The sequence below is a fragment of the Prochlorococcus marinus XMU1408 genome, assembly GCF_003208055.1.
GTDB classification, from domain to species: domain Bacteria; phylum Cyanobacteriota; class Cyanobacteriia; order PCC-6307; family Cyanobiaceae; genus Prochlorococcus_B; species Prochlorococcus_B marinus_A.
The window spans coordinates 195,347-216,571 of sequence record NZ_QJUE01000002.1 but is presented as its reverse complement, the minus strand read 5'-3'; the positions used below and the strand labels follow the sequence as shown (position 1 = coordinate 216,571).

Below are 21,225 nucleotides of genomic sequence, written 5' to 3'. Positions count from 1 at the left end.
TTCTGCTATTAAAATGAACAAAAGCGAATCCAATTCTAAAGAAAAAATAATTTCCAAGACTAATATACCTATTACAATTATATCAGGATTTTTAGGATCAGGGAAAACCACTTTATTAAATCATATACTTACTAATCAAAAAGGAATCAAAACAGCTGTATTAGTGAATGAATTTGGTGAAATAGGGATTGATAATGAATTAATAATTAAGACTGAAGAAGAAATGATTGAGTTAACTAATGGATGTATTTGCTGTTCTATAAATGGTGAGTTAGTAGGAGCAATAGAAAAGTTAATCAAAGTCAATAAGAAAATAGATTACATTATTATTGAAACTACAGGTTTAGCCGACCCTCTTCCAGTTGCAATGACATTACTAGGAAGTGAATTAAGAGATAAAACAAGATTAGATTCAATTATAACTTTAATAGATGCTGAGAACTTTAATGATGTCGCCTTAGAAAGTTCAATAGGAAGATCACAAATAATTTATGGTGATATTTTACTTCTTAATAAATGTGATTTAGTAACCAATGAAAATATAGAAGAAACTATAACTAAATTAAAAGAAATAAAAAACGATGCGAGAATTTTAAAAAGTATTAAAGGGAATATTCCTCTCAACCTATTATTAAGTGTTGGTCTATTTGAGATCGATCTGATAAATCAAAAGGAATCAGGCCATGATAATCATGGCCACGCTCATAAACATCATGATCATCAACACTCTCATAAACATCATGATCACTCAAAAAAAGATGATAATCAAATTGAAGATTTCATTTCTATTTCTTTTCAAGTTAAGGAACCATTTTCTCTTAGGAAATTCCAATATTTTCTAGATAATCAATTAAAAAGCAATGTTTTCAGAGCTAAAGGGATCCTCTGGTTTAATGAAAGCGAAAGAAGACATGTATTTCATTTAGCAGGTAAAAGAATTTCTATTGATGACAGTGAATGGGGTGAAGAAAGAAATAATCAACTTGTCTTCATTGGGAAAGAATTAGACAGTGAGAAACTACTTTCTCAATTATATGCATGCATTGAAAAAGAACAAAATAAGTCCACTAATAGGATTGAAGTTTAAATGCTTAATTTGCTTCAAAAGAGTAAAGAGAAGAAAAGAAATATTATATTTTTCTCTTCTTTAGTCAAATGTAAAGATAGTCGATTTATATTAAAAATACTAGTCATATTATTAACTTTTTTCATTTTATGGCCTTTATTTAGCCTTATATCGGAAGGACTATATGGTATTCAAAAAGGTTCTGTTTATCTAACAAAAGACAATTTTAATGAAATAAAAGGAACGCTATTATTATTAGTTTTTTCTCTAACTTTAGGAGGATTTTTAGGTATAACAAATGGTTGGATTTTAGCTAATTGCAACTTTAAAGGCAGAAAAATACTTAGAATTTTTCAACTTATCCCTTTTGCAACCCCAGCTTATTTATTAGCTGCAACATTCATTGACTTAGGCAGTATCAACTCCATCAGGATTACAGGGATGTTTTGGGGTGTTGTAATAATGGCCTTTACAACCTATCCATATGTATTTCTTCTAAGTTCTGAAAGTTTTGAAAAAGGTGGTAGAAAGCAAATTGAAGCATGCAGAACTCTTGGAATAGGTCCTTGGAAAAGTTTTTTTAAAATATCTCTACCAATAGCAATCCCTTCAATTACTGCCGGTTTAGCTTTAATGGCTATGGAAATTATAAATGAGTTAGGTGCTGTTCAACTCTTAAATATACCAAGTATTTCAGCAGGAATCATTGAGAGTTGGATAGAAGAAGGTGAACCCTCAGGCGCAATCGCTCTTGCTTTATTTACTTTGATTTTAGTTTTCATATTGATTTCTATTGAACGCAAATCAAGAGAAAGAAGTAAAAGATGGACTGATGGAATAATCGGTGGGGATTCCCCCAAATGGAAACTAAAAGGCATAAATCTATTTCTCGCTCAAGTAATAACATTTACACCTCCAATACTTACCTTAGGGATCCCAATTACATGGGCAATAACAAATATTGATCAAATGAATCAAGGATTTAATACTGAGTTAATTGGTTTAACTGTTAGAAGCTTTAGTTTAGGCTTAATTGTTGCATTAATAACAATATTTATATCATTAATTTTGTCAATTTCTAAAAGATGGCAAAATCATAAATGGCTCAATTTATTAACCTTCTTATCAAGTATTGGTTATGCAATACCTGGATCAGTTTTAGCACTAGCTATTATTTCATTCAATGGAAATATATGGCAAATCAACATATTAAGTCTACTAATCTGGGGATATAGTATCCGATTCTTAGCTGTATCCAAAGGTGGGCTTGATGCTGGCTTTGAGGGGATTTCACCAAATATTGATAACGCAGCTATTAATCTTGGCAAAAGCTGGCCAGAAGTTCTTATTAAAATACATTTGCCTCTTCTCAGAGGGCCTATGATTGTGGGTGCACTTCTTGTATTTGTTGACACAATAAAAGAATTACCATTAACTTTTATATTAAGGCCATTTGATTTTGATACTCTTTCAGTACGAATATTTCAATATGCAGGAGATGAAAGAGTAGCAGAATCTATCTTCCCTTCATTAATAATAATTTGTCTTGGATTAATTGCTTCTTTAGCCTTGATCCCAAGCTTAAATAATAGAAATAATTAAAATACAATTTAAGCTTTAAATAACTTTTTAATTGGGTAAAGTAAAGCTGCGAGTATATCAGAGACTGTTGAGACAAGGCGATAGCAGAGCAATGAAGCCAAAAGAGGAGCTTCTGATAACTGTGCACTAAGACAAAACAAAATTATAGATTCAAAAACACCTATTCCCCCTGGAGCTGCTGGAACTAAAAGGCCAATTAACCAAGCTAAAGAAAAGTAAGATATTAATTCAAGTTGAGAAAATAATGATCCAATAGAAAAAGCATTCATACAACAAAAAAAGCCAAGGAAACGAACCAAAATAAATATCACCTCTACAAAAAGTGGTTTGTATGGATAAAATATTTTTGTAGCAATATTCTGTTTGTTTTCAATCAGAGTCCTATCGTTTCCTTTATCACTATTAAAAATAGAAGCCTTCATAGTCTTCATTTTCTTAATAATAATCTCTCTAAGTCCAGGAAGAAAAAGCAAGGTAGATGACCAGCAGAGAATGAAAAGAAATATATTAAAGCCTCCAAAAGGTATAACAATCAAAGCAGCCACCATCATCAGCAACGGTTCTAAAACAATTGATTCTGCTGACTTTTGTTTTGAAAAATTTTTTCGCAAAATATTATATCTTGATGCAAAGTGCCATATTCCTCCTGGCAAATATTTATAAATATTTGTATTTATAAATATTTTAATTATTTTCAAATTATTACTATTACAACCAATACTATTGATCAATAACTTCCAGGCATAGGCATTAATAATTATACTAAATAAACTAAAAAGAATTCCTCCTGATAACCATGCTAGCTCTTCTATTCCAATATTCTGATCAGCTAAAGCCTCAAAGTTATCGTATACTGATTTACCAATAAATCCTAAACAAATTAATGTTATCAACAATCTAATATTAAGTTTAGATATAATGCCAAAAACTAAAGATAATTTTTTACTCTGAATATTTTTAAAATCAAACATCATTCTGACCAATTATCCAATTCATAAAGATCTGATAATTCCATGAATACTTTATGACGAATCTCTTCTATTGGAATTCCAGTATTTAAACTTATTTTCGATAGATCCTTATGCTCTATTTTTATTGAAATCTGACCATTTGGCCTCATTGCTTTTTTATAATTAATTTCACCTAGCTTAGTTTTGTATTTTCCCATACGTCTAGGAAGTATCCAACGATTAATCTTATTTTCTCTTAGTCCAAGAGTTGTACTGTAATTAAACCAAACTTCCCTCAATAAAGTTTCATTATCAGAGTGGACAATAGCTTGTATACTTACTCCTTTTCTATTCTTTTTCATATCAACCGAATGACATATAACATCAATGGCTCCAGCTCCTCTTAATCTTTCAATTAAAATAGAAATATCTTCAGGTGTGGAATCATCAATCCAAGCTTCCTGAAAAGTTATATTCTCATAAGTAGGATTATTATTATTAATAATTTGGCCTTCATTTTGATCTGTTAAAAGAACTCTTAAAAAATTCGGCCTAGATATATTTTTATGTCCTAAACCTATACCAATCTTTTTAATATTTATACTATCTGGCTGTCCAAGCTTATCTAAAAACACTGCCATTAAAGCTATACCAGTTGGTGTTGTTATTTCTCCATTATATTTATCATCAAGCGACATCAAAGGAATTTTATTTTGCTTCGCTATTTCTACAACGGTAGGAACAGGGACAGGTAGAAGTCCATGAGAAGTAGATACAACTCCTTTCCCTGCAGGTGGGCTTGAAAAATAAATATTTTCTGGCTTTAAAAAATCCATCGCAGAGCATACATTAATAATATCAATTATCGAATCGATTGAACCTAGTTCATGAAAATGGATATCTGAAATTTGATTACCATGAACAACTGCTTCTGCTTGTGCAAGAATTTCAAAAACCTTAATTGATTTCTTTTTAACAAAATCATTCAAGCTTGAAGCTAAAATAAAGTTTTTTATAAAAGTAAAGCTTCTCGATAATTCTTTAAATTCAATTTTGGTTTTTGTGCATGAAATCCCTTTAATTCCAAAGCTATCTCTGACATCAAAATTTATCTTATAATTGTTATCTATTTTTAATTTTTCTAAGTTATCAAAGAAAACAGATTCAGGAACACCCAAATCAAATAATGCTGATGCCAGCATATCGCCTGAAATTCCGAGACTACAATCAAAAAAAATCGATTTCATTTAAGAGTAAATTTATAATTAATTGTATACATAAAATTAATATGAATAAAATTCAAAGATGTCAATAATTTTTATCTTTTAAGATTTTTCCTACTTTTATTATTTGTTGATGATTTAGGAATAGGACCTATTATCTGAAAATCTTCAACCAAAAGTTGATAGTCAACACGTCGAACATCAAAACTTATAAAATGTTTTAAATAATTGATAGGTATTGCTCCTTTAAGATTAACTTTAAAAGGTAATACTTTTTTTTGTTGATTTCTTGGCTTTTGACGAATTTTTACTACTGCCTCATTCTCTTCTGGGTTAGTAAAAATCAATTCTCCCCTTATTGAAAAATAGTCATCACCTTCACTTAATTCATCAGAGTCAACTTTAAAACTTGAACTTTCATTCGAAAGCTCCTCTTGAACAACAACATCTTTATTCAAAGTACTTGGTTCCCAGATACCTGTGATTTGCAAATGAAGATTTTGATTATTTCTACATCTTGGGTAAACGACCCAGAGATGAGGTTTTTCTAGTGAAACGTGATTACGGATCAAAGTTATAACTCTGCCAAGAACAACTGAATCAATTTCATTCCCTTTAACATCAATTATCTTTCCACGAGTAAAAGTTTCATCATCTTGCGGTTTGTAAATACCTCTAACTATTCCAATTGCTCTGTATTGCAATGGGTCAGTAACCGAAGGGATCGGATGGTTTTGCATCTATTTAATAAATGGGCTATCAGTGCCCAATCTTAAATTTACCAAAATCTTACAAAGACTATGATGATTTTATTTAATTGGGACATTTTCGTATTCTGACTGATCAAAAGCATTGAGAGCTTCATCAAGTGCATCTGATGGAGTTGTAGCATTATTCATTGCTCCTGCTCGCTTAAGACGATTCATCAAATCAAATGGATCAATAGGCAACCCATTCTCATTTTTATCTTCTGAATCAAAAGTACTGTAAATATCTCTTTTATCGTCAATAGAATAATTTTTTACTTCCGAAATTTTTGTAAATCTAGCATCAAATAAAGTACGTCCAGCACAAATAAAAGTTGGCATTAAAAAAAATAAAACCAAAAACAATTGGCTACGAAGAAAATGTGCAATTTGATTCAAAACTAAACTTTCGTCTGATTTTACATGATAATAACTTAAGCAATATTTTTTTAGGGCCTTGCTTGTAGCAACATGGAATGTCAATTCTATTCGCTCAAGAATAGATCATGTTAAAGAATGGCTAATTACCAACAAGATTGACATACTTTGCTTACAAGAAACAAAAACAGAGGATTATTTATTCCCAGTCGAAGTTTTTTCAAACCTTGGTTACGAAGTTTCAATATCTGGGCAAAAATCTTATAATGGTGTTGCAATAATAAGTAAATTCCCGATTAATGATATAAAGATTGGTTTTGATAAGGTAATATCAAACCATGAAGATTTAGATATTTTAAGTCAACAAAAAAGAATTATAAGTGCTGAAATCAATGATATGATAATCATCAATGTTTATGTTCCTAATGGATCATCGATTGATTCGGATAAGTTTATTTACAAAGTAAAATGGCTAGAATGTCTGAAATTATATCTAAAGCAAATAATTTCAAGTCATTCACCTATATGTTTATTAGGAGACTTTAATATAGCCCCGGAAGATAAAGATATACATACGCCAAGTAATTACGAAGAGTCAATTATGACCTCTTCCAAAGAAAGAAAATTACTCAAAGATGCTTTAGGAGAAGAATTAGAAGATGTTTTTAGAATTTTTGAACCAGGAGAAAAACATTGGTCATGGTGGGATTATCGCCATTCAGCTTGGGAGAGGGATAAGGGTTGGCGAATCGATCATATTTATCTAACAGAAGATATTCTAAGTTGTGCCAACAGTTGTTGGATCGATAAAGAACCCAGATCCAAAGAGAAACCTAGTGACCACGCACCTGTAATTGTCGATATAAGCTGGCCACCATCAGAGATTGAAAATGAATTTTTCTTTTAAAAAAATTAGGCTATTTTCTATTTTCAAATCATCACAGAATTAACAAATCAAATATTTACAATCATCCAAAAAACATTAGATCAATCAGCAAGAATTCCTTGTGAAGCCATACTATGACTTGTTTTTATGTATAAAATCAATTAGAAAAACAGAAGTTTAAAAGGTTAAACAAAAATAACCAGATGCTGAACAGATTCAAAAATTTAGACGAATCAGTCACTTTTAGGCCATTATGGCGAACTGTGTTTATGAGCTCATTCGCTGAGGTACCGTGACAGACGCGTTGAACACAAAAAGATCTAAAGAAATTTTTGGCTCTGCCAAAAATTTAATGCCAGGTGGAGTCAGTTCACCAGTAAGAGCTTTCAAATCCGTTGAAGGGGATCCAATCGTTTTTGATCGAGTTAAAGGTCCTTACGCATGGGATGTAGATGGAAACAGATACATCGACTATGTAGGAAGCTGGGGTCCTGCGATTTGTGGGCATGCCCATCCTGAGGTGATTGCAGCCCTTCAAGAGACACTTGAAAAAGGTACTAGCTTCGGAGCTCCTTGTGCTCTTGAAAACCAACTCGCTGAGATGGTAATTGATGCTGTACCAAGCGTTGAGATGGTCCGTTTTGTTAATAGTGGAACAGAAGCCTGCATGGCCGTTCTGCGTTTAATGAGAGCCTTCACTGGAAGAGACAAAGTTATTAAGTTTGAAGGTTGCTATCACGGGCATGCAGATATGTTTTTAGTAAAGGCAGGATCAGGAGTTGCAACACTTGGTCTGCCAGACTCACCAGGCGTTCCAAGGAGTACAACAGCTAATACCCTTACTGCCCCATATAACGACCTTGAAGCAGTTAAAGAGCTATTTGCTGAAAACCCTGATGCTATTTCTGGCGTAATTCTCGAGCCAGTTGTAGGGAATGCAGGCTTCATAACACCAGAACCAGGTTTTTTAGAAGGATTAAGAGAGGTAACACAAGAAAATGGAGCTCTTTTAGTTTTTGATGAAGTAATGACTGGTTTTAGAATCAGCTATGGAGGAGCCCAAGAGCGTTTTGGAGTCACCCCTGATTTAACTACTATGGGTAAGGTAATTGGAGGAGGACTACCTGTAGGAGCATATGGTGGACGAAAGGAAATCATGTCAATGGTTTCTCCTTCTGGTCCAATGTATCAAGCAGGTACATTGAGCGGTAATCCTTTAGCAATGACTGCAGGTATTAAAACTCTTGAGCTTCTTAAACAAGAAGGTACCTATGAAAAATTAGAGGCTATTACTAAAAAACTTTTAGATGGAATCATCACTGCTGCTAAAGAATCAAACATTGCAATCCATGGTCAAAGTATTAGCGCTATGTTCGGTTTTTACCTTTGTGAAGGCCCTGTCAGAAACTTTGAGGAAGCTAAAGCTGCAGACACTGATCGTTTCAGCAAACTACATAGACTAATGCTTCAAAAAGGGGTTTATTTGGCTCCAAGTGCATTTGAAGCTGGTTTCACCTCACTTGCTCATTCTGAAGATGACATAACTTCGACAATAAAAGCTTTCCAAGAAAGTTTCGCAGAAATTGCATAATAATAAAATCCAATTTAAATTAATAATTTAAATTGGATTTTATCTAATTTTTTCCTGAACTATTTATTTCTTCCGCCTACTATTACAGGAACATTTCCTGATTTAGTTCCTGGTAAAGCAGGTACTACTTGAGTCTCCCCATTCCATTTATCTAAAAATAATTTGAAAAGGACTTGATCATCAAGACTTTTATTTAATGTGTCATATCTCAAAGCTTCTTGCTCTGCAATTTTAACTTCAGTTTGAGCTCTTAATAATTGCTGCTCAGCTATCTGTTTTTGTTCAATTGCTGCTCGATACTCATCTGCAATTGTCAATCCTGTGAGATCAAGAGATTGAACATCAACATAATCAAACTTATTAAGTTCATCTGCAACTGTTTGCTCTACCAATTCAGAGATATCACTCCAGGAGCTAGCTATTGTTACCAACTCATACTTTGAAAAAACTGACTTTAAAGCTTTAAGTAATGATGGTTGAATAATCCTATTGTATATCTCTCTATCATTATAAGAAATAGTTTTGAATACTCTTCCAGCTTCATTAGGCTTTAGAGCATATTTCACAGTGGCTGTAGCAGAAATAACTTGCAAATCTTTAGTTAAAGAATCAAACTTTTCTGGTCTAACTTGGGTTTGAACATTAAAAGGATATGTATTTTGAACAAAAGGAACTTTAAAATTCAAACCAGGCTTACGAGATCCACCACTTACTTTTCCTAATGTGGTCACTACTGAAACTTGTCCAGCAGGAACAACAAAAAAAGCTTGTGTCAGAAGTAAGAAGCCAGTAAATGATAGGACAAGTAGAAGGGTTGTTGTGCCACCTGGTCCATTCGGAGTCACGTTACGAAATGGAGTTGTCATAAAAAAGATTATCTAAGATGATTTTATGTTGATTTAGACAATATTGTGAAGTTTGTTAGATAGAAAAAATAATTACTTCGTGTTGATAATTGATTAAGAAAATCTTTAACATAAATAAAAGTATTTTTCTAAACCATCCCTTTAGCAGTTTTTAAAACCTTTAAATACAGTGCTTCATCAATTTCTCTAATATCGTATTCTGTTGGCATTGCACCATGCTTATACTCATGAACAACCATCCAACATGTTCTTTCTAATTCATTTTTTGACTCTCCAGACATATCAATTGCTTTTTTAGAAAGTTTTTGTACTAATAAATCCATAATAAAAAAAATTTAAATAGTTAAATTATTAATTTACTATCTATAATTCTCAAACTGTAAAGCTATATCAAGATCATCTTCTTGACTCTTAATTAAATTAATTGCGGATTGTAAATCATCTTTATTTTTACCGGTAATTCTTAGACTATCGCCTTGTATTGATGCGGTTACTTTCTTGAAATTATCTCGAACTAATTTACTTAATTGTTTTGAAATTTCTTGAGATAATCCTTTTTTCAACTTAACATTTTGCATTACCATATTTCCACCAATAGTTTCAATCTTTTGAAAATCAAATATTTTTAATGATAAATTTCTTTTAGTAGCTTTCTGTAGCAAAATATCTTTTACAGATTGTATTGTCATCTCACTTAAAGAAACAATAGATAATTCATTTTCTTGAATATCAATCTTGGTCTTTGAGTCTTTAAGATCATACCTTTGATCAACTTCTCTTCTCAATTGATCAATAGCATTTACTAATTCTTGCTGATCAAATTCTGACACTACGTCAAAAGAATAAGAAGATGGCATAAAATTTTTTCCTGGTTTCCACTATTTTATGAATAAAAAGGGAAATTGCTTACAAACATACTTATAAAAGATTTCTTAAGTTTGAAAATTCATCTCAAAATAAGAATATTTTTTAATTTAAAATTAATCAAAAAACATAAGACTCACTACTTTTCCCATATCTTCAGCACTATGACAACTACTTAATAATGTTTCACTATCATGAAATGCAAAGCAAATTAATTGATCACATCTATTAATAATTTCTTGATTGCAAAGACTGCTTGCCATTGGCAATGGTAAATCGTTGTTATCCTCTTTTTCTATTAAATGTAAAACGTTACCAAGAAGATCCTTAACCTCTGAAGTCTGTCTATCGAGGGCTTGAGGCAACAAAACAGTTAAGAGTGAGGGATTAACATCTAAAACAGCTCGAATCACTGCAGCATTTACACCTTGAGAACCCGATGTAATTATCGAATGCCCTTCTTGAGCTAAAGACCTAGCTATTAATTCAACTATATGTATCGATACCACAGGGACATGTCTGCTCCCTAAAAAAGCAATTCTTCTTTTTCCCTCATTTTTCAACAAGGCCAATTCCTGAGCGAGAGTATCAACTCGTCCCAATGCAGGAAGATCGAGTGATCGACTCAAGGACATCCTAATTCAGATAATTTAAAGTTAGCACTGTTCATGAAATCAAGAAAAAATTCCTAAAGTTTTAAAGATTCGATCAAGATCACAATGTTCTTGAACTAAACGAAAAGCATAAGTTGCCTTAACTGTTTCATGAAGACGAACATGGCCGAATGCTTGCTCAATAACCTCAACTGTTGAAAGAGTATCTCTATCAACTTTGAGTAACGGAACTTCTAATTCTTCTGATCTATTAATTAATTGAGGTAATGGTTCACCTGCTCCTGTAAGGATTAAACATTGAGTAGAAGCTTCCAAAGCCGCCAATTGGATATCAGTTCGATCTGCACCTGTAACCACGGCCATATTTCGCCTTTTACGAAAAAACTCCATTGCAGAATTAACACTCATCGCTCCAATACTCAGTGTTTCCACCATTAATTCAAGCCTGTCAGAGCAACAAACAACTCGAGCATTTAGACGTCTTACCAGCTCTTCCACAGTGACACTTCTCAACAAAGGTGAACGAGGCATTACTCCAAAGACATCTAAACCTAATGACTTAAGAGATGGAACTATATCCTCTTTAATTTCCTTGATTTGATCAGGATTTACAGCATTCAAGATAACACCACTTAAATGATCTCCAAGTTGATTCTTTGCGTCTAATAACGCTTCAACACTTCTACTATCTTGCCAAAAATGAGCTAATAAAACTTTAGCGTTTAAACCTTTAGCAAGTTGACTAAGACTTAAGCCATATAAAAGTCCCTCATGTAAACTTCCAGCGGCTTCGAGAATATTAATAACATTTTTAGAAGAATCAAGAAATGATCTGAACTCATCAAATTTGATTCCAGCATCTAACTCATTTTTTTGAATCCTCTCACTTGCAGTAGAAGCGCCTAAAAATTGAATGGAAGGAATCAAATCATCAACAGATAATTTCAAGGTCTCCCCAACAAACCTGACATCATCATCAATCATGTTTTGGATGTCTCCTCCTTGAGAGACATTTAATTCAAGGCTTGTGGCTAATGGTTTTCCAAATCTTACTAAATGATTTGAAGCAATTAAACTTCTTGCTATGCCAAGAACTAATGCTGACTTACCACTAAATGGCTCACACGATCCAATTAGAAAGGTCTTGCTCATTAATTAAAGACCTGACGTGAATTAATAACTTTATAAGTTTAGGCTTTTTGAAAAAGTTCTCAACACCAAACCCGTATAAAATTCTAATTAGACAAATTTATCAAATAATTCCCAATTCTTTTGCAAGAAAAAAAATGGATTTAGACAAATGAACAAGAAATTGTCAAAGGACTCAAGATTTAAAGGTTTAAAAATCGCTATAACAGGCGCGAGTGGCAGCCTGGGCAAAGCTCTTATTGAGGAACTCAAAAGGAATGGGGCTTATGTAATTGGTTTAACTCATAGCAAAAAAAATAATAGTAATTCTAATGAAATCGCTCCAGATGATTGGATTTTCTGGTCATGTGGAGAAGAGAAACTCCTTTCAAGCAGGCTTGCTAATATTGATATCTTGATACTTAATCATGGATTCAATCCTAAAGAAATTATTGATACTAATGAAATCAATAAAGCCATAGAAATAAATTCACTTAGTTATTGGAGATTAATTCAAGTCTTCGAAGGATTAACACTGAATAATATTTTAAATAAATGTAGTCCTAAGGAAATATGGGTAAACACCTCTGAAGCCGAGATTCAGATAGCCTTTAGTCCAGTTTATGAAATAACAAAACGTTTAATAGGTGAGATAGTAAGTTTAAAAAAAAGTAAATTATTAATTGAAAACAACAATAATCTTATTATAAAAAAATTAATACTAGGTCCTTTTAAATCCCAATTAAATCCATATGGAATTTTAAGTCCTGAACTTGTAGCAAAAAAAATAATTATAAAAGCAGAAACAGAAGATTATTTAATAATAGTTACTCCAAATCCAATAACTTATTTTATAATGCCAATAATTGAATTTATTAGAATACTATATTCAAGATTGCTAATTAAAATATACTCAAAATAATCATATTAGAATAGAATTAATCTCCTCTATCAGTTAAAATCTCAAAACCATTTTTTGTGACTAACACAGTATGCTCCCATTGAGCAGAGAGATTTCCATCTTTTGTAATTACTGTCCAGCCATCACGAAGAGTCTTACAATACTTAGTCCCAAGATTAACTATAGGTTCCACGGCGATTGTCATTCCCTCTCTTAATGTGACATTTGGCAAATCATTAGTTCTAAAATTAAATACCGAAGGTTCTTCATGAAGATTCCTTCCTACTCCATGACCAGTGTAATCTTCAACAATACTGAAACCTTTAGATTTGACATGGTCTTCGATTGCTCCTGCTATATCGAGAAGTTTATTTTTGGGCTTTATTTGTTTGATACCTAGCATCAAGGCTTCTTGCGCTACTTTACTTAATTCAATTGCTTTATCAGACGTTTTACCTACACAAATAGTAATACAACTGTCTCCATGGTAGCCATTAAAAAATGCTCCTGTATCTACTTTTAGTAAATCTCCATCTTTAATAATCTTCGTCTTACTTGGAATGCCATGAACCACTTCGTTATTAATACTTGAACAAATACTACCTGGGAAACCATGATAGCCCTTGAAACTAGGCTCAGCCCCATGTTCTCTTATACGTTTTTCTGCATAATTATCTAGATCTAAAGTTGACATTCCTGGTTTCACTAAGTCTCTAATTTCACTTAATACAGTTGCTACTATTTTGCTAGATTTACGCATAATTTCTATTTCTCTTGCAGACTTAATTTCAACTCCTCTCCTCTGATTAATCGTTGGTCCATTATTGCTAGGGATCTTTGAGTTTGCAGAAGAAAGAAGATCAGCGAAAAGTTTCATTGTTTAGAAAAAAAGTAAAAATCTCAAAATTTGCTTTTTATTAACGAATTTATATTAGATAAACTATCAAATGAAGAGGGAAAGATTCATAAAAAAAATTCTTTTATTTAATAAAATTTCTATATTCTAGAAAAGATATCAAAAACTGATTTTTTTTTTCGAACTCCCTAACTCAACAATGAATTTCAAGTCTGAGAATTATGCTCACATAGAGATAAAAGATCAAATCCAAAAAAAATTTTTAATTTGAGAAACAAGCGAGTACAATAAATGTTCGGTTAATTTAACAGTGATTGGTGATGTCTGTTGATTCGAAAGAGTCCTCATCAAAAGAGGTAAAAGTTGAAGATGAATTAAATGCTCCAGAGGACTCTGGAGTTGTAAATGCTTCTGAAGCAAAATCTAATGAAAAGAAAATTTCAATTAAAAAGATCTCTCCTTCAGAAATAATAAAGAGTTTTGAAGAAGCGCAACAAAACAAAAAGCTCCCTGAAATTTATGTAGGAGATACTGTTCGTGTTGGAGTTCGTATTAGTGAAGGTAATAAAGAGAGGGTTCAGCCTTATGAGGGTGTTGTAATAGCAAAGCGGCATGGAGGAATTAACCAAACAATTACAGTAAGGAGAATTTTCCAAGGAATCGGAGTTGAGAGAATTTTTCTAGTTCACAGTCCACAAGTTGCATCCATTAAGGTTGAACGCCGAGGTAAAGTAAGAAGAGCGAAGCTTTTCTATCTGCGGGAGCGGGTGGGCAAAGCCACACGCGTAAAGCAGCGCTTCGACCGCTGAGGTTTCGGCCTCCTCAATAAAAAGTCATTGTTTATCAATGGCTTAAAGGGTATATAAAATGCGCCGTTAGTTCAGTTGGTAGAACGCAGGTCTCCAAAACCTGATGTCGGGGGTTCAAGTCCTCCACGGCGCGTTCGAAAACCCTTTCTGCAGTTACTATTTTAAAGAATGGAGTTGGATCTTCAACCTGGCGATGTCGTAAAAGTTCTTGAGTCAGCCGCATTAGGCTGGGTCAGGGCACGAGTTATTCGTGTAAAATCAGGAGGTCGAGTTGTAGTTCAAAGCGACCAAGGCCGTGAGTTCACAGCTCGCGGAAATCAAGTTAGGCTCATAGAGCCTGCAGGCTTCCGCCCTTAAATTGTCATCAACTTATTTAGTTTTATTTCATCAGCAGTTCACTCTTGATTGAGAGTATCAGCTTTGAAAAAAATCTTAAGTCAACAATATTAATCTCTAGTTGACTAGAAGGCATCTAAAGTTTGATACTCTTTTTGTCTAAGCAATGGATTTTAAAAAAGATAAATCCTTGTTAGAGAACCAAAACTGGGACCGTAGTTCAACTGGTTAGAGCACCGCCCTGTCACGGCGGAAGTTGCGGGTTCGAATCCCGTCGGTCCCGTATCTAAAACAATTCAGAGCTTTGAAAGTTAGGGTAAGGCTGGCACCAAGTCCAACTGGGACACTTCATCTAGGAACAGCCAGAACAGCCTTATTTAATTGGTTATTTGCAAAAAAAGAAGGTGGAAGTTTTCTTTTAAGAATTGAAGATACTGATTTTGAAAGATCAAAAGAGGAATATATAAAAAATATTTACGATGGACTTCAGTGGCTAGGAATTGACTGGAATGAATCCCCAGTAATTCAAAGTAAAAGAGTAAATGAACATAAAGCAATCATTAAAACTCTTATTGATAAAGGATTTGCATATAGATGTTATGCCTCAGAATCTGAGTTAGAAGAGATGAGAGAGACTCAAAAGGAAAATGGTTTAGCTCCAAGATATGACAATAGGCATAGATTTTTAACACCAGAGCAAGAATCAAATTTTATTAATGAAGGCAGAAATCCTGTTATCAGATTCAAAATCAATGATCAAAAATTAATTTCCTGGAACGATTTAATTCGCGGGGAAATGACTTGGAGTGGAAAAGATTTAGGTGGAGATATGGTCATTGCAAGAAGAGCTCCGGCAGATTCAATTGGAGATCCCTTATACAATTTAGTTGTAGTAGCAGATGATTCAGCTATGAAAATCTCCCATGTAATAAGGGGGGAAGATCATATTGCAAATACAGCCAAGCAAATTCTTCTATACGAAGCTCTTGATCTAAATATTCCTACTTTCGCTCATACCCCTTTAATTCTTAATTCTGAAGGGAAAAAACTTTCAAAAAGGGATGGTGTTACCTCAATTTCTGAATTTAAGGAAATGGGTTACACATCTGAAGCGATGGCAAACTATATGACTCTTCTTGGTTGGGCTGTTCCAGAAGGGACTAATGAAAGGTTTAAAATTTCAGAAATTTCAAGTGTATTCAGTTTTGAAAAGGTTAATAAAGCTTCAGCAAAATTTGATTGGGACAAATTGAACTGGCTCAATTCTCAAGTGATTCATGAAATGTCACCCAAAAAATTATTAAATTATTTAGATCCATTATTTAAAAAAAATGAGTGGAACATACCAAGTCAAGAATGGGGGGAAAACTTATTAGATTTAATTGCACCATCAATGATTCTTATAAATGATGGGGTTGATCAAGCTAAACCTTTTTTTGAAGAGCCAACATTAAATCCAGATGGAAAAAAGCAATTAGAACTAAAAGAAACAAAAGTCATTTTAAAATTCATTCTTGAAAACTTGAAAAAATCAGATTCCCCTATCATTAATGAAGAAAAAGCTCATGACTTATTAAATCAAGCAACAAAAATCTGTGAAGTAAAAAAAGGGCTAGTTATGAAAAGTCTTAGAGCTGCGCTTTTTGGAACTCTAAATGGTCCTGATTTGATAAAGAGTTGGGTTTTGCTCTCAAGATTGAGTAAAGATAGACCCCGCATTAGTAGATTTATCTAGATTCTTATCTTCATCTAATAAACCCATCATTTTAGCTAAAGGTTGGGCTGTTAAACCTTGAATCCCTACCGTCATTAATATTGTTAGAAAAACTAGTCCCTGAAGCTTTCCTGCTCCTAAAACACCTGCTTGCTCCAATCTAATAGAAAATAAAGATGCAACTGCTGCAGTAACTATTCCTCTCGGGGCTAACCAACCAAGGAATAATCTTTGTTTATTTTCTAAAGGTAATCCATAAGTTGCTATGGATACAGCTATTGGTCGGACGACGATCATCAAAAAAAGTACACAAGTTATGCCACCCCAACCCAAAGGACTTAATTCCCCCCATGAAACATCAGCCGCCAGTAAAGGGAAAAGCATAGTTATAGCTAACTGCGCTAATTCTCTAATTAATTTATCAAGTTCATTAGCCTGCGTAGAAGGTCTTTGACCTACAACAAATCCTGCAGCGACAGATGCAGGCAGTCCTGATTCAGGTAATAACCATTCACATACGCCATAAAGTAAAAAAATCACCCCAAGAGTTAATTGCAATCTGATCCCTATATAAGGCTCTGAACGTAAGCGTTTTAAACCTTCTGAGAGCAATAAGCCTGCAAGCGAACCAAATAAGACCCCTCCTCCAAGCCTTGAAAAAAGGCCAAGGAATAGCTCTCTCCAACCATGCAAATCTCCTACAACAAGCTCTAACAACAAAAGTGCTAGTACTGCTCCAATAGGTTCAAGTATCAAACCTTCTGCTTCAAGAACATCACTTAATGGAGAAGCCAGTCGAATTTGACGAACTAACGGAGTTACAACAGTTGGTCCAGTAGCGAGAACAATTGCACTATAAACGCCGGCTACTGACCAACCAAGCCCTGCGAACCAATGCGCAGCAAGGAAGCCTGCTGCTAATGAAATAATTAATCTAATTGAAGAAATTCTTATAACTATTGATTTTATTGTCCCTTCAGGAAAACGAAGATTTAATCCACCATCAAATAAAACAAGGCTTACTAATAAACCCACGATTGTTTCCAAGCCCTTTCCCAGGTCTAAAGGTTCAACCAATCCAAGACCTGATCTCCCAATCAATAAACCAGATAGCAATAATAAAACTACCGCAGGAAGTCCTGTTAGAACTGATAATAATCTTGCTCCAGCACCAGAAAAAACTGTGATGCCCCAGAGCAAGCCCAGTCGCTCAGGAGTCATAAATAACTAGCAAGGAAGACATATAAGAGTATCCATTAAACCTAGCTAAGAAAATAAATAAGTTAATAAGCTAATTTAACCTAGATACACTTTTACAATAATAAGCCTTCCAATTCAAATATAATTTAAACTTCGAATTTAAAAAAATAATTGACAAAAACAATTAAAAAATTTACTGATCAAAAGGTCTCAAGAAAGATTCATTAGGCATGTAAAGAGGATGACGTGGATTCCCTTTTTTACTTAGACCCAAACTAAAAACGCGTTGGGAATGATTTTTTTCGTTTGAATTCAAATATGAAAGATTTTTAATTAATTTTAAAACTACTTGATCACGACTATTTAATTGACCTTTATCACCCCATCCCAACCACAAATCACAATTGATATTTTTTCTCCAAAATTCTAATACTTTTAAGGTAATTAAATCATTGTTATCTCCTATAGGATCTTTGCTTTTTGATAATTGTGAAGGAAACTTTGAAATTAACCCAAAAAGATTAATTACATAGATATTTTTATAATTCCATCTTGAACAAAAATTAATTATTCTTATAAGAGTCATATCGTTATTGACTGAATTCGCTTGTGATGGATTCAAGCCAATAAAAACTAACGTCTTATCACCAGTTAATAATTCTCTTTTTAAGATCCATCGATAAGACCTACATTCACTAAATAAACAAAATGACAACAAAAAAACTACAATATATTATATATCTAGATCATTTTTTATCCAGAAAAAATTAAATTTGAAACTAAAAGGATAGCTAATAAAACAACTACACCAGCTATAGCAATTCGACCATTCCATAGCTCTGCTTGTGGAGTGAATCCTCTTTTCCAAGAATTAAGTTCACTTGAGCTAGCAGGCCTGATGGATTTATTTGATTCATTTCTTTGCTCTAAAGACATAATAAAAAAACTAATAACCAAAAATTATTTATTAGAAAGGAGGATTAAAGTCGTAAAGTAAATCTGATTTTTCTAACGGCCATCTAGCAGAAACTCCTAATTCCATCGAGCTCTGAACATTATCAGAAGTTAATCGTAACAAAGCTGCAGCCCCAATCATTGCCGCATTATCAGTGCAAAACTCCATTGGTGCAAGAGATATATTAATTGTATTTTCAGATGCTTTAGCAAGCATCATTTTCCTCAATCGCTCATTAGCGGCAACCCCTCCGACCAAGACAATAGAGTTTAGTCCTTGATCAAGTGCACAACGAAAGCTCCTCTCAACTAAAACTTCAGCCACTATGTTTTCAAAACTTGCAGCAATATCCGCAATTGGCAATTCTTTATTTTCTGACCTGATCTTTTCTATCTGACGAAAAACAGCCGTTTTTACCCCACTAAAAGAAAAATCATATGGAAAAAAACCACCTCCAGGTTTAGAGACCCTCCCTTTTGGGAACAAGAATTTTTTTGGATCTCCAAATTTTGCAACTTTTTGAATTGCCGGACCTCCTGGATATGGAAGTCCAAGTAATCTTGCAACCTTGTCAAAAGCCTCACCAGCTGCATCATCATGACTTCTACCTAGACGTTGATACTTATGTTGTGCATCTACTTTAATCAATTCAGTATGGCCTCCACTTACTAGCAAAACTAAAAAAGGAGGTTTCGGGTGATTTTTTGCCAAATAAATAGATGCAAGATGTCCCTCCAAATGATGAATTCCTAAGAATGGAATTTGGTGCAAATTAGCTAAAGTTCTTGCTGTTATTGATCCAACCAAAAGTGAACCTGTCAATCCTGGTGTAACAGTCGCAGCTACGGCATCTATATTTTTTATCTCTAATTTTGTTTTTGCAAAAACTTCTTCAATTAAAAATGGCAGATTCTCCAAATGTCTTCTCGAAGCAATTTCGGGAACGACCCCGCCCCAATTAGAGTGTTCTTCAATTTGTGAAGCTATTTCATGAGCTAATAAATCAATTTTTCCTTTTGCATTTGAAACCAAAGCCGCAGCTGACTCGTCACAACTTGTTTCGAGGGATAAAATTATTGACATTTCTAGCTAGTTATCATCTAAGTTTAGTATTGAAATCCCATTAAAACAGGGCAACAGATAAAAATCAGAACTCATGAGTCGTCTTTTATCAATTCTGCTTTCAGCATTCCTTTTTTTAGGAATAGCTCCAATAGCTAATGCAAGGCCAGGTCCAGCACTAAATGCTGATAGAGCTCCAACAGATTTTACAGCTTCTGCTTTGGTCTCTTGCTCAGAGAATGCCCGTTTCCAAGAAAGAGCAAGCAGCGCAACCACAGATCAAGCTATAAAGAGATTTGAGAGATATAGCAAAGCCCTATGTGGAGATGATGGACTTCCTCATTTAATTATTGGTCCACCTATTGAACCTTGGGGTGCATGGATTAACAGGGGACATGAAGGAGATCTTCTTATTCCAGGAGTAATGTTTATCTATATTGCCGGTATTATTGGTTGGTCAGGAAGAGAGTATGTAAGAGCCGTGAGAGGTAAAAAAAATGCTGCAGAATTTGAAATCATTATCGATACTTCTTTAGCATGGCAATGCTTAAAAAGAGGGGCAGCCTGGCCACTTCAAGCCAATAGAGAAGGTAAAAATGGAGAACTAAGAGAAAAAGACAACAATGTATCTCTTAATGGCCCAAGAGGCTAAAAAATATTAACTATCAACTTAAAAATCACCTAACTTATTTTAATCATGTTTAAATTATTTCGTACTAAATGGTTTAGATCAGCACCAGTAGTTGCAACGATTTGGATCACTTTGACAGCAAGTATTATTGTTGAATTTAATAGATTCGTACCTGACTTACTTTTTCACCCAATGTCTTTTTAATAATAGTAATCTTTTAGTCTTTTAACTAGATTTTAATCCCATTAAGCCTTCAATTTCCCTAAAGGCTTTGTCAATATCGTCATTAATAACTACCGCGTCAAACTCTTTTTTAGCAATAATTTCTTTTTTAGCTATTGCCAATCTATCTTTTATAGAACTTTCTGTTTCAGTTCCTCGCCCTCTAATCCTTTTCTCAAGTTCAGATAAATTAGGTGGGGCTAAAAATATTTGTAACGCTTCAGGAAAAGAATTTCGAATTTGTCTAGCACCCTCTAATTCAATTTCAAGAAGCACATTAGTACCTTTTTCGATTTTTTCTTTAACTATTTTTTGGGGAGTACCATAACAATTATTAGAAAAAGACGCCCATTCAAGGAAACCTCCGCTATCAATTATTTTTTGAAATTCTTTTTGTTCTAAAAAAAAATAATGCTGTCCATCAATTTCTCCAGCTCTTGGATGACGAGTAGTTGCAGAAATAGAAAGCCATACATCACTATGCTTATCAAGGATTTTCCTAACAATTGTTCCTTTACCTACTCCACTCGGGCCAGTGAGAACAGTAAGATTTCCTAAAGATGACATAACTTAATCCTGTCTAATTTGCCTTCCAAAGGTTAATTGCATAATTCATGAAACCATA

The 21,225-nt window shown here is 33.5% G+C and carries 25 protein-coding genes and 2 tRNA genes; 12 read left to right on the top strand and 15 right to left on the bottom strand.

From position 1 onward, the window contains the following. Positions 1 to 13: 13 nt before the first annotated feature. Positions 14 to 1,087, top strand: coding sequence for a CobW family GTP-binding protein (locus tag DNJ73_RS02685; RefSeq protein ID WP_158466170.1), 1,074 nt, complete (start codon positions 14 to 16; stop codon positions 1,085 to 1,087). Beyond that, entirely contained in the window at positions 1,088 to 2,668 is a 1,581-nt protein-coding gene (locus DNJ73_RS02680) for an ABC transporter permease (RefSeq protein WP_158466169.1), read from the top strand. It abuts the gene before it with no gap. Between the two features lie 8 nt (positions 2,669 to 2,676). Here the strand turns inward: DNJ73_RS02680 and DNJ73_RS02675 are convergent, their stop codons facing one another. The 4 genes from DNJ73_RS02675 to DNJ73_RS02660 form a co-directional block, all read right to left on the bottom strand. After that, entirely contained in the window at positions 2,677 to 3,639 is a 963-nt protein-coding gene (locus DNJ73_RS02675) for a lysylphosphatidylglycerol synthase domain-containing protein (protein WP_158466748.1), read from the bottom strand. Beyond that, a complete protein-coding gene (larC, locus tag DNJ73_RS02670) occupies positions 3,639 to 4,865 on the bottom strand; it encodes a nickel pincer cofactor biosynthesis protein LarC (RefSeq protein WP_158466168.1) in 1,227 nt (408 codons plus the stop codon). Before larC ends, DNJ73_RS02675 begins: the two co-directional genes overlap by 1 nt. A 71-nt stretch (positions 4,866 to 4,936) precedes the next feature. Continuing rightward, positions 4,937 to 5,581, bottom strand: a complete 645-nt coding sequence (locus tag DNJ73_RS02665) for a hypothetical protein (RefSeq protein WP_158466167.1) — start codon at positions 5,579 to 5,581, stop codon at positions 4,937 to 4,939. Between the two features lie 69 nt (positions 5,582 to 5,650). After that, the gene (locus DNJ73_RS02660) at positions 5,651 to 5,929 is read right to left on the bottom strand and encodes a hypothetical protein (RefSeq protein WP_257473304.1); all 279 of its coding nucleotides are present in this window, start codon (positions 5,927 to 5,929) and stop codon (positions 5,651 to 5,653) included. A 115-nt stretch (positions 5,930 to 6,044) separates the two neighbouring features. On the opposite strand from DNJ73_RS02660, the gene xth reads away from it, so the two are divergent. Beyond that, on the top strand, positions 6,045 to 6,872 hold the full coding sequence (gene xth, locus DNJ73_RS02655) for an exodeoxyribonuclease III (protein ID WP_158466166.1): 828 nt from the start codon (positions 6,045 to 6,047) through the stop codon (positions 6,870 to 6,872). Positions 6,873 to 7,155: 283 nt separating this feature from the next. Continuing rightward, positions 7,156 to 8,442 carry a glutamate-1-semialdehyde 2,1-aminomutase gene (gene hemL, locus DNJ73_RS02650; protein WP_187152537.1) on the top strand — a complete coding sequence of 429 codons (1,287 nt, stop codon included), beginning with the start codon at positions 7,156 to 7,158 and terminating at the stop codon, positions 8,440 to 8,442. A gap of 59 nt (positions 8,443 to 8,501) precedes the next feature. Here the strand turns inward: hemL and DNJ73_RS02645 are convergent, their stop codons facing one another. From DNJ73_RS02645 to DNJ73_RS02625, 5 genes are all read right to left on the bottom strand, one after another. Continuing rightward, positions 8,502 to 9,308: a prohibitin family protein gene (locus tag DNJ73_RS02645; protein ID WP_158466164.1), complete on the bottom strand. Its 807-nt coding sequence runs from the start codon at positions 9,306 to 9,308 to the stop codon at positions 8,502 to 8,504. 128 nt (positions 9,309 to 9,436) lie between these two features. Further along, the gene (locus DNJ73_RS02640) at positions 9,437 to 9,631 is read right to left on the bottom strand and encodes a hypothetical protein (protein WP_158466163.1); all 195 of its coding nucleotides are present in this window, start codon (positions 9,629 to 9,631) and stop codon (positions 9,437 to 9,439) included. A 36-nt stretch (positions 9,632 to 9,667) separates the two neighbouring features. Continuing rightward, positions 9,668 to 10,165 carry a YajQ family cyclic di-GMP-binding protein gene (locus DNJ73_RS02635; RefSeq protein ID WP_158466162.1) on the bottom strand — a complete coding sequence of 166 codons (498 nt, stop codon included), beginning with the start codon at positions 10,163 to 10,165 and terminating at the stop codon, positions 9,668 to 9,670. 123 nt (positions 10,166 to 10,288) lie between these two features. Beyond that, positions 10,289 to 10,807 (bottom strand): DNA recombination-mediator protein A, encoded by a 519-nt coding sequence (locus tag DNJ73_RS02630; RefSeq protein WP_158466161.1) that lies wholly within the window; start codon positions 10,805 to 10,807, stop codon positions 10,289 to 10,291. Between the two features lie 39 nt (positions 10,808 to 10,846). After that, positions 10,847 to 11,938 (bottom strand): phosphotransacetylase family protein, encoded by a 1,092-nt coding sequence (locus DNJ73_RS02625; protein WP_158466160.1) that lies wholly within the window; start codon positions 11,936 to 11,938, stop codon positions 10,847 to 10,849. A 148-nt stretch (positions 11,939 to 12,086) separates the two neighbouring features. Here DNJ73_RS02625 and DNJ73_RS02620 point away from each other — a divergent pair, with 148 nt between their 5' ends. Continuing rightward, on the top strand, positions 12,087 to 12,836 hold the full coding sequence (locus DNJ73_RS02620) for an SDR family oxidoreductase (protein ID WP_158466159.1): 750 nt from the start codon (positions 12,087 to 12,089) through the stop codon (positions 12,834 to 12,836). A 16-nt stretch (positions 12,837 to 12,852) separates the two neighbouring features. On the opposite strand, the gene map is transcribed toward DNJ73_RS02620, so the two are convergent. After that, on the bottom strand, positions 12,853 to 13,692 hold the full coding sequence (gene map, locus DNJ73_RS02615) for a type I methionyl aminopeptidase (protein ID WP_158466158.1): 840 nt from the start codon (positions 13,690 to 13,692) through the stop codon (positions 12,853 to 12,855). 299 nt (positions 13,693 to 13,991) lie between these two features. Between map and rplS the strand changes: the two genes are divergently transcribed. The 5 genes from rplS (at position 13,992) to gltX (ending at position 16,551) form a co-directional block, all read left to right on the top strand. Next, positions 13,992 to 14,480: a 50S ribosomal protein L19 gene (gene rplS, locus DNJ73_RS02610; protein WP_158466157.1), complete on the top strand. Its 489-nt coding sequence runs from the start codon at positions 13,992 to 13,994 to the stop codon at positions 14,478 to 14,480. Between the two features lie 60 nt (positions 14,481 to 14,540). Next, positions 14,541 to 14,613 (top strand) — tRNA-Trp (locus tag DNJ73_RS02605). Positions 14,614 to 14,648: 35 nt separating this feature from the next. Beyond that, positions 14,649 to 14,837 (top strand): hyperconserved protein Hcp, encoded by a 189-nt coding sequence (locus DNJ73_RS02600; RefSeq protein ID WP_006043540.1) that lies wholly within the window; start codon positions 14,649 to 14,651, stop codon positions 14,835 to 14,837. A 188-nt stretch (positions 14,838 to 15,025) separates the two neighbouring features. Continuing rightward, a tRNA-Asp gene (locus tag DNJ73_RS02595) sits at positions 15,026 to 15,099 on the top strand. A gap of 21 nt (positions 15,100 to 15,120) precedes the next feature. Further along, on the top strand, positions 15,121 to 16,551 hold the full coding sequence (gene gltX / locus DNJ73_RS02590) for a glutamate--tRNA ligase (RefSeq protein WP_158466156.1): 1,431 nt from the start codon (positions 15,121 to 15,123) through the stop codon (positions 16,549 to 16,551). Here gltX and DNJ73_RS02585 read toward each other — a convergent pair. The 4 genes from DNJ73_RS02585 to tsaD all read right to left on the bottom strand — a co-directional run bounded on the left by DNJ73_RS02585 (position 16,507) and on the right by tsaD (position 19,768). Further along, on the bottom strand, positions 16,507 to 17,751 hold the full coding sequence (locus DNJ73_RS02585; RefSeq protein ID WP_158466155.1) for a cation:proton antiporter: 1,245 nt from the start codon (positions 17,749 to 17,751) through the stop codon (positions 16,507 to 16,509). The two genes, gltX and DNJ73_RS02585, sit on opposite strands and share 45 nt — an antisense overlap. A gap of 172 nt (positions 17,752 to 17,923) precedes the next feature. Further along, positions 17,924 to 18,445, bottom strand: coding sequence for a DUF1643 domain-containing protein (locus tag DNJ73_RS02580; RefSeq protein ID WP_158466154.1), 522 nt, complete (start codon positions 18,443 to 18,445; stop codon positions 17,924 to 17,926). A gap of 38 nt (positions 18,446 to 18,483) precedes the next feature. Beyond that, the gene (locus DNJ73_RS02575) at positions 18,484 to 18,666 is read right to left on the bottom strand and encodes a high light inducible protein (RefSeq protein WP_158466153.1); all 183 of its coding nucleotides are present in this window, start codon (positions 18,664 to 18,666) and stop codon (positions 18,484 to 18,486) included. 31 nt (positions 18,667 to 18,697) lie between these two features. Next, positions 18,698 to 19,768, bottom strand: coding sequence for a tRNA (adenosine(37)-N6)-threonylcarbamoyltransferase complex transferase subunit TsaD (gene tsaD, locus DNJ73_RS02570; RefSeq protein WP_158466152.1), 1,071 nt, complete (start codon positions 19,766 to 19,768; stop codon positions 18,698 to 18,700). 73 nt (positions 19,769 to 19,841) lie between these two features. Here tsaD and DNJ73_RS02565 point away from each other — a divergent pair, with 73 nt between their 5' ends. Both DNJ73_RS02565 and psaJ read left to right on the top strand, forming a co-directional pair. Further along, a complete protein-coding gene (locus tag DNJ73_RS02565; RefSeq protein WP_158466151.1) occupies positions 19,842 to 20,399 on the top strand; it encodes a Photosystem I reaction center subunit III in 558 nt (185 codons plus the stop codon). 45 nt (positions 20,400 to 20,444) lie between these two features. Continuing rightward, a complete protein-coding gene (gene psaJ, locus DNJ73_RS02560; RefSeq protein ID WP_158466150.1) occupies positions 20,445 to 20,582 on the top strand; it encodes a photosystem I reaction center subunit IX in 138 nt (45 codons plus the stop codon). A 21-nt stretch (positions 20,583 to 20,603) separates the two neighbouring features. Here the strand turns inward: psaJ and gmk are convergent, their stop codons facing one another. Next, positions 20,604 to 21,167, bottom strand: a complete 564-nt coding sequence (gene gmk, locus DNJ73_RS02555) for a guanylate kinase (RefSeq protein WP_158466149.1) — start codon at positions 21,165 to 21,167, stop codon at positions 20,604 to 20,606. Positions 21,168 to 21,225: the final 58 nt, after the last annotated feature.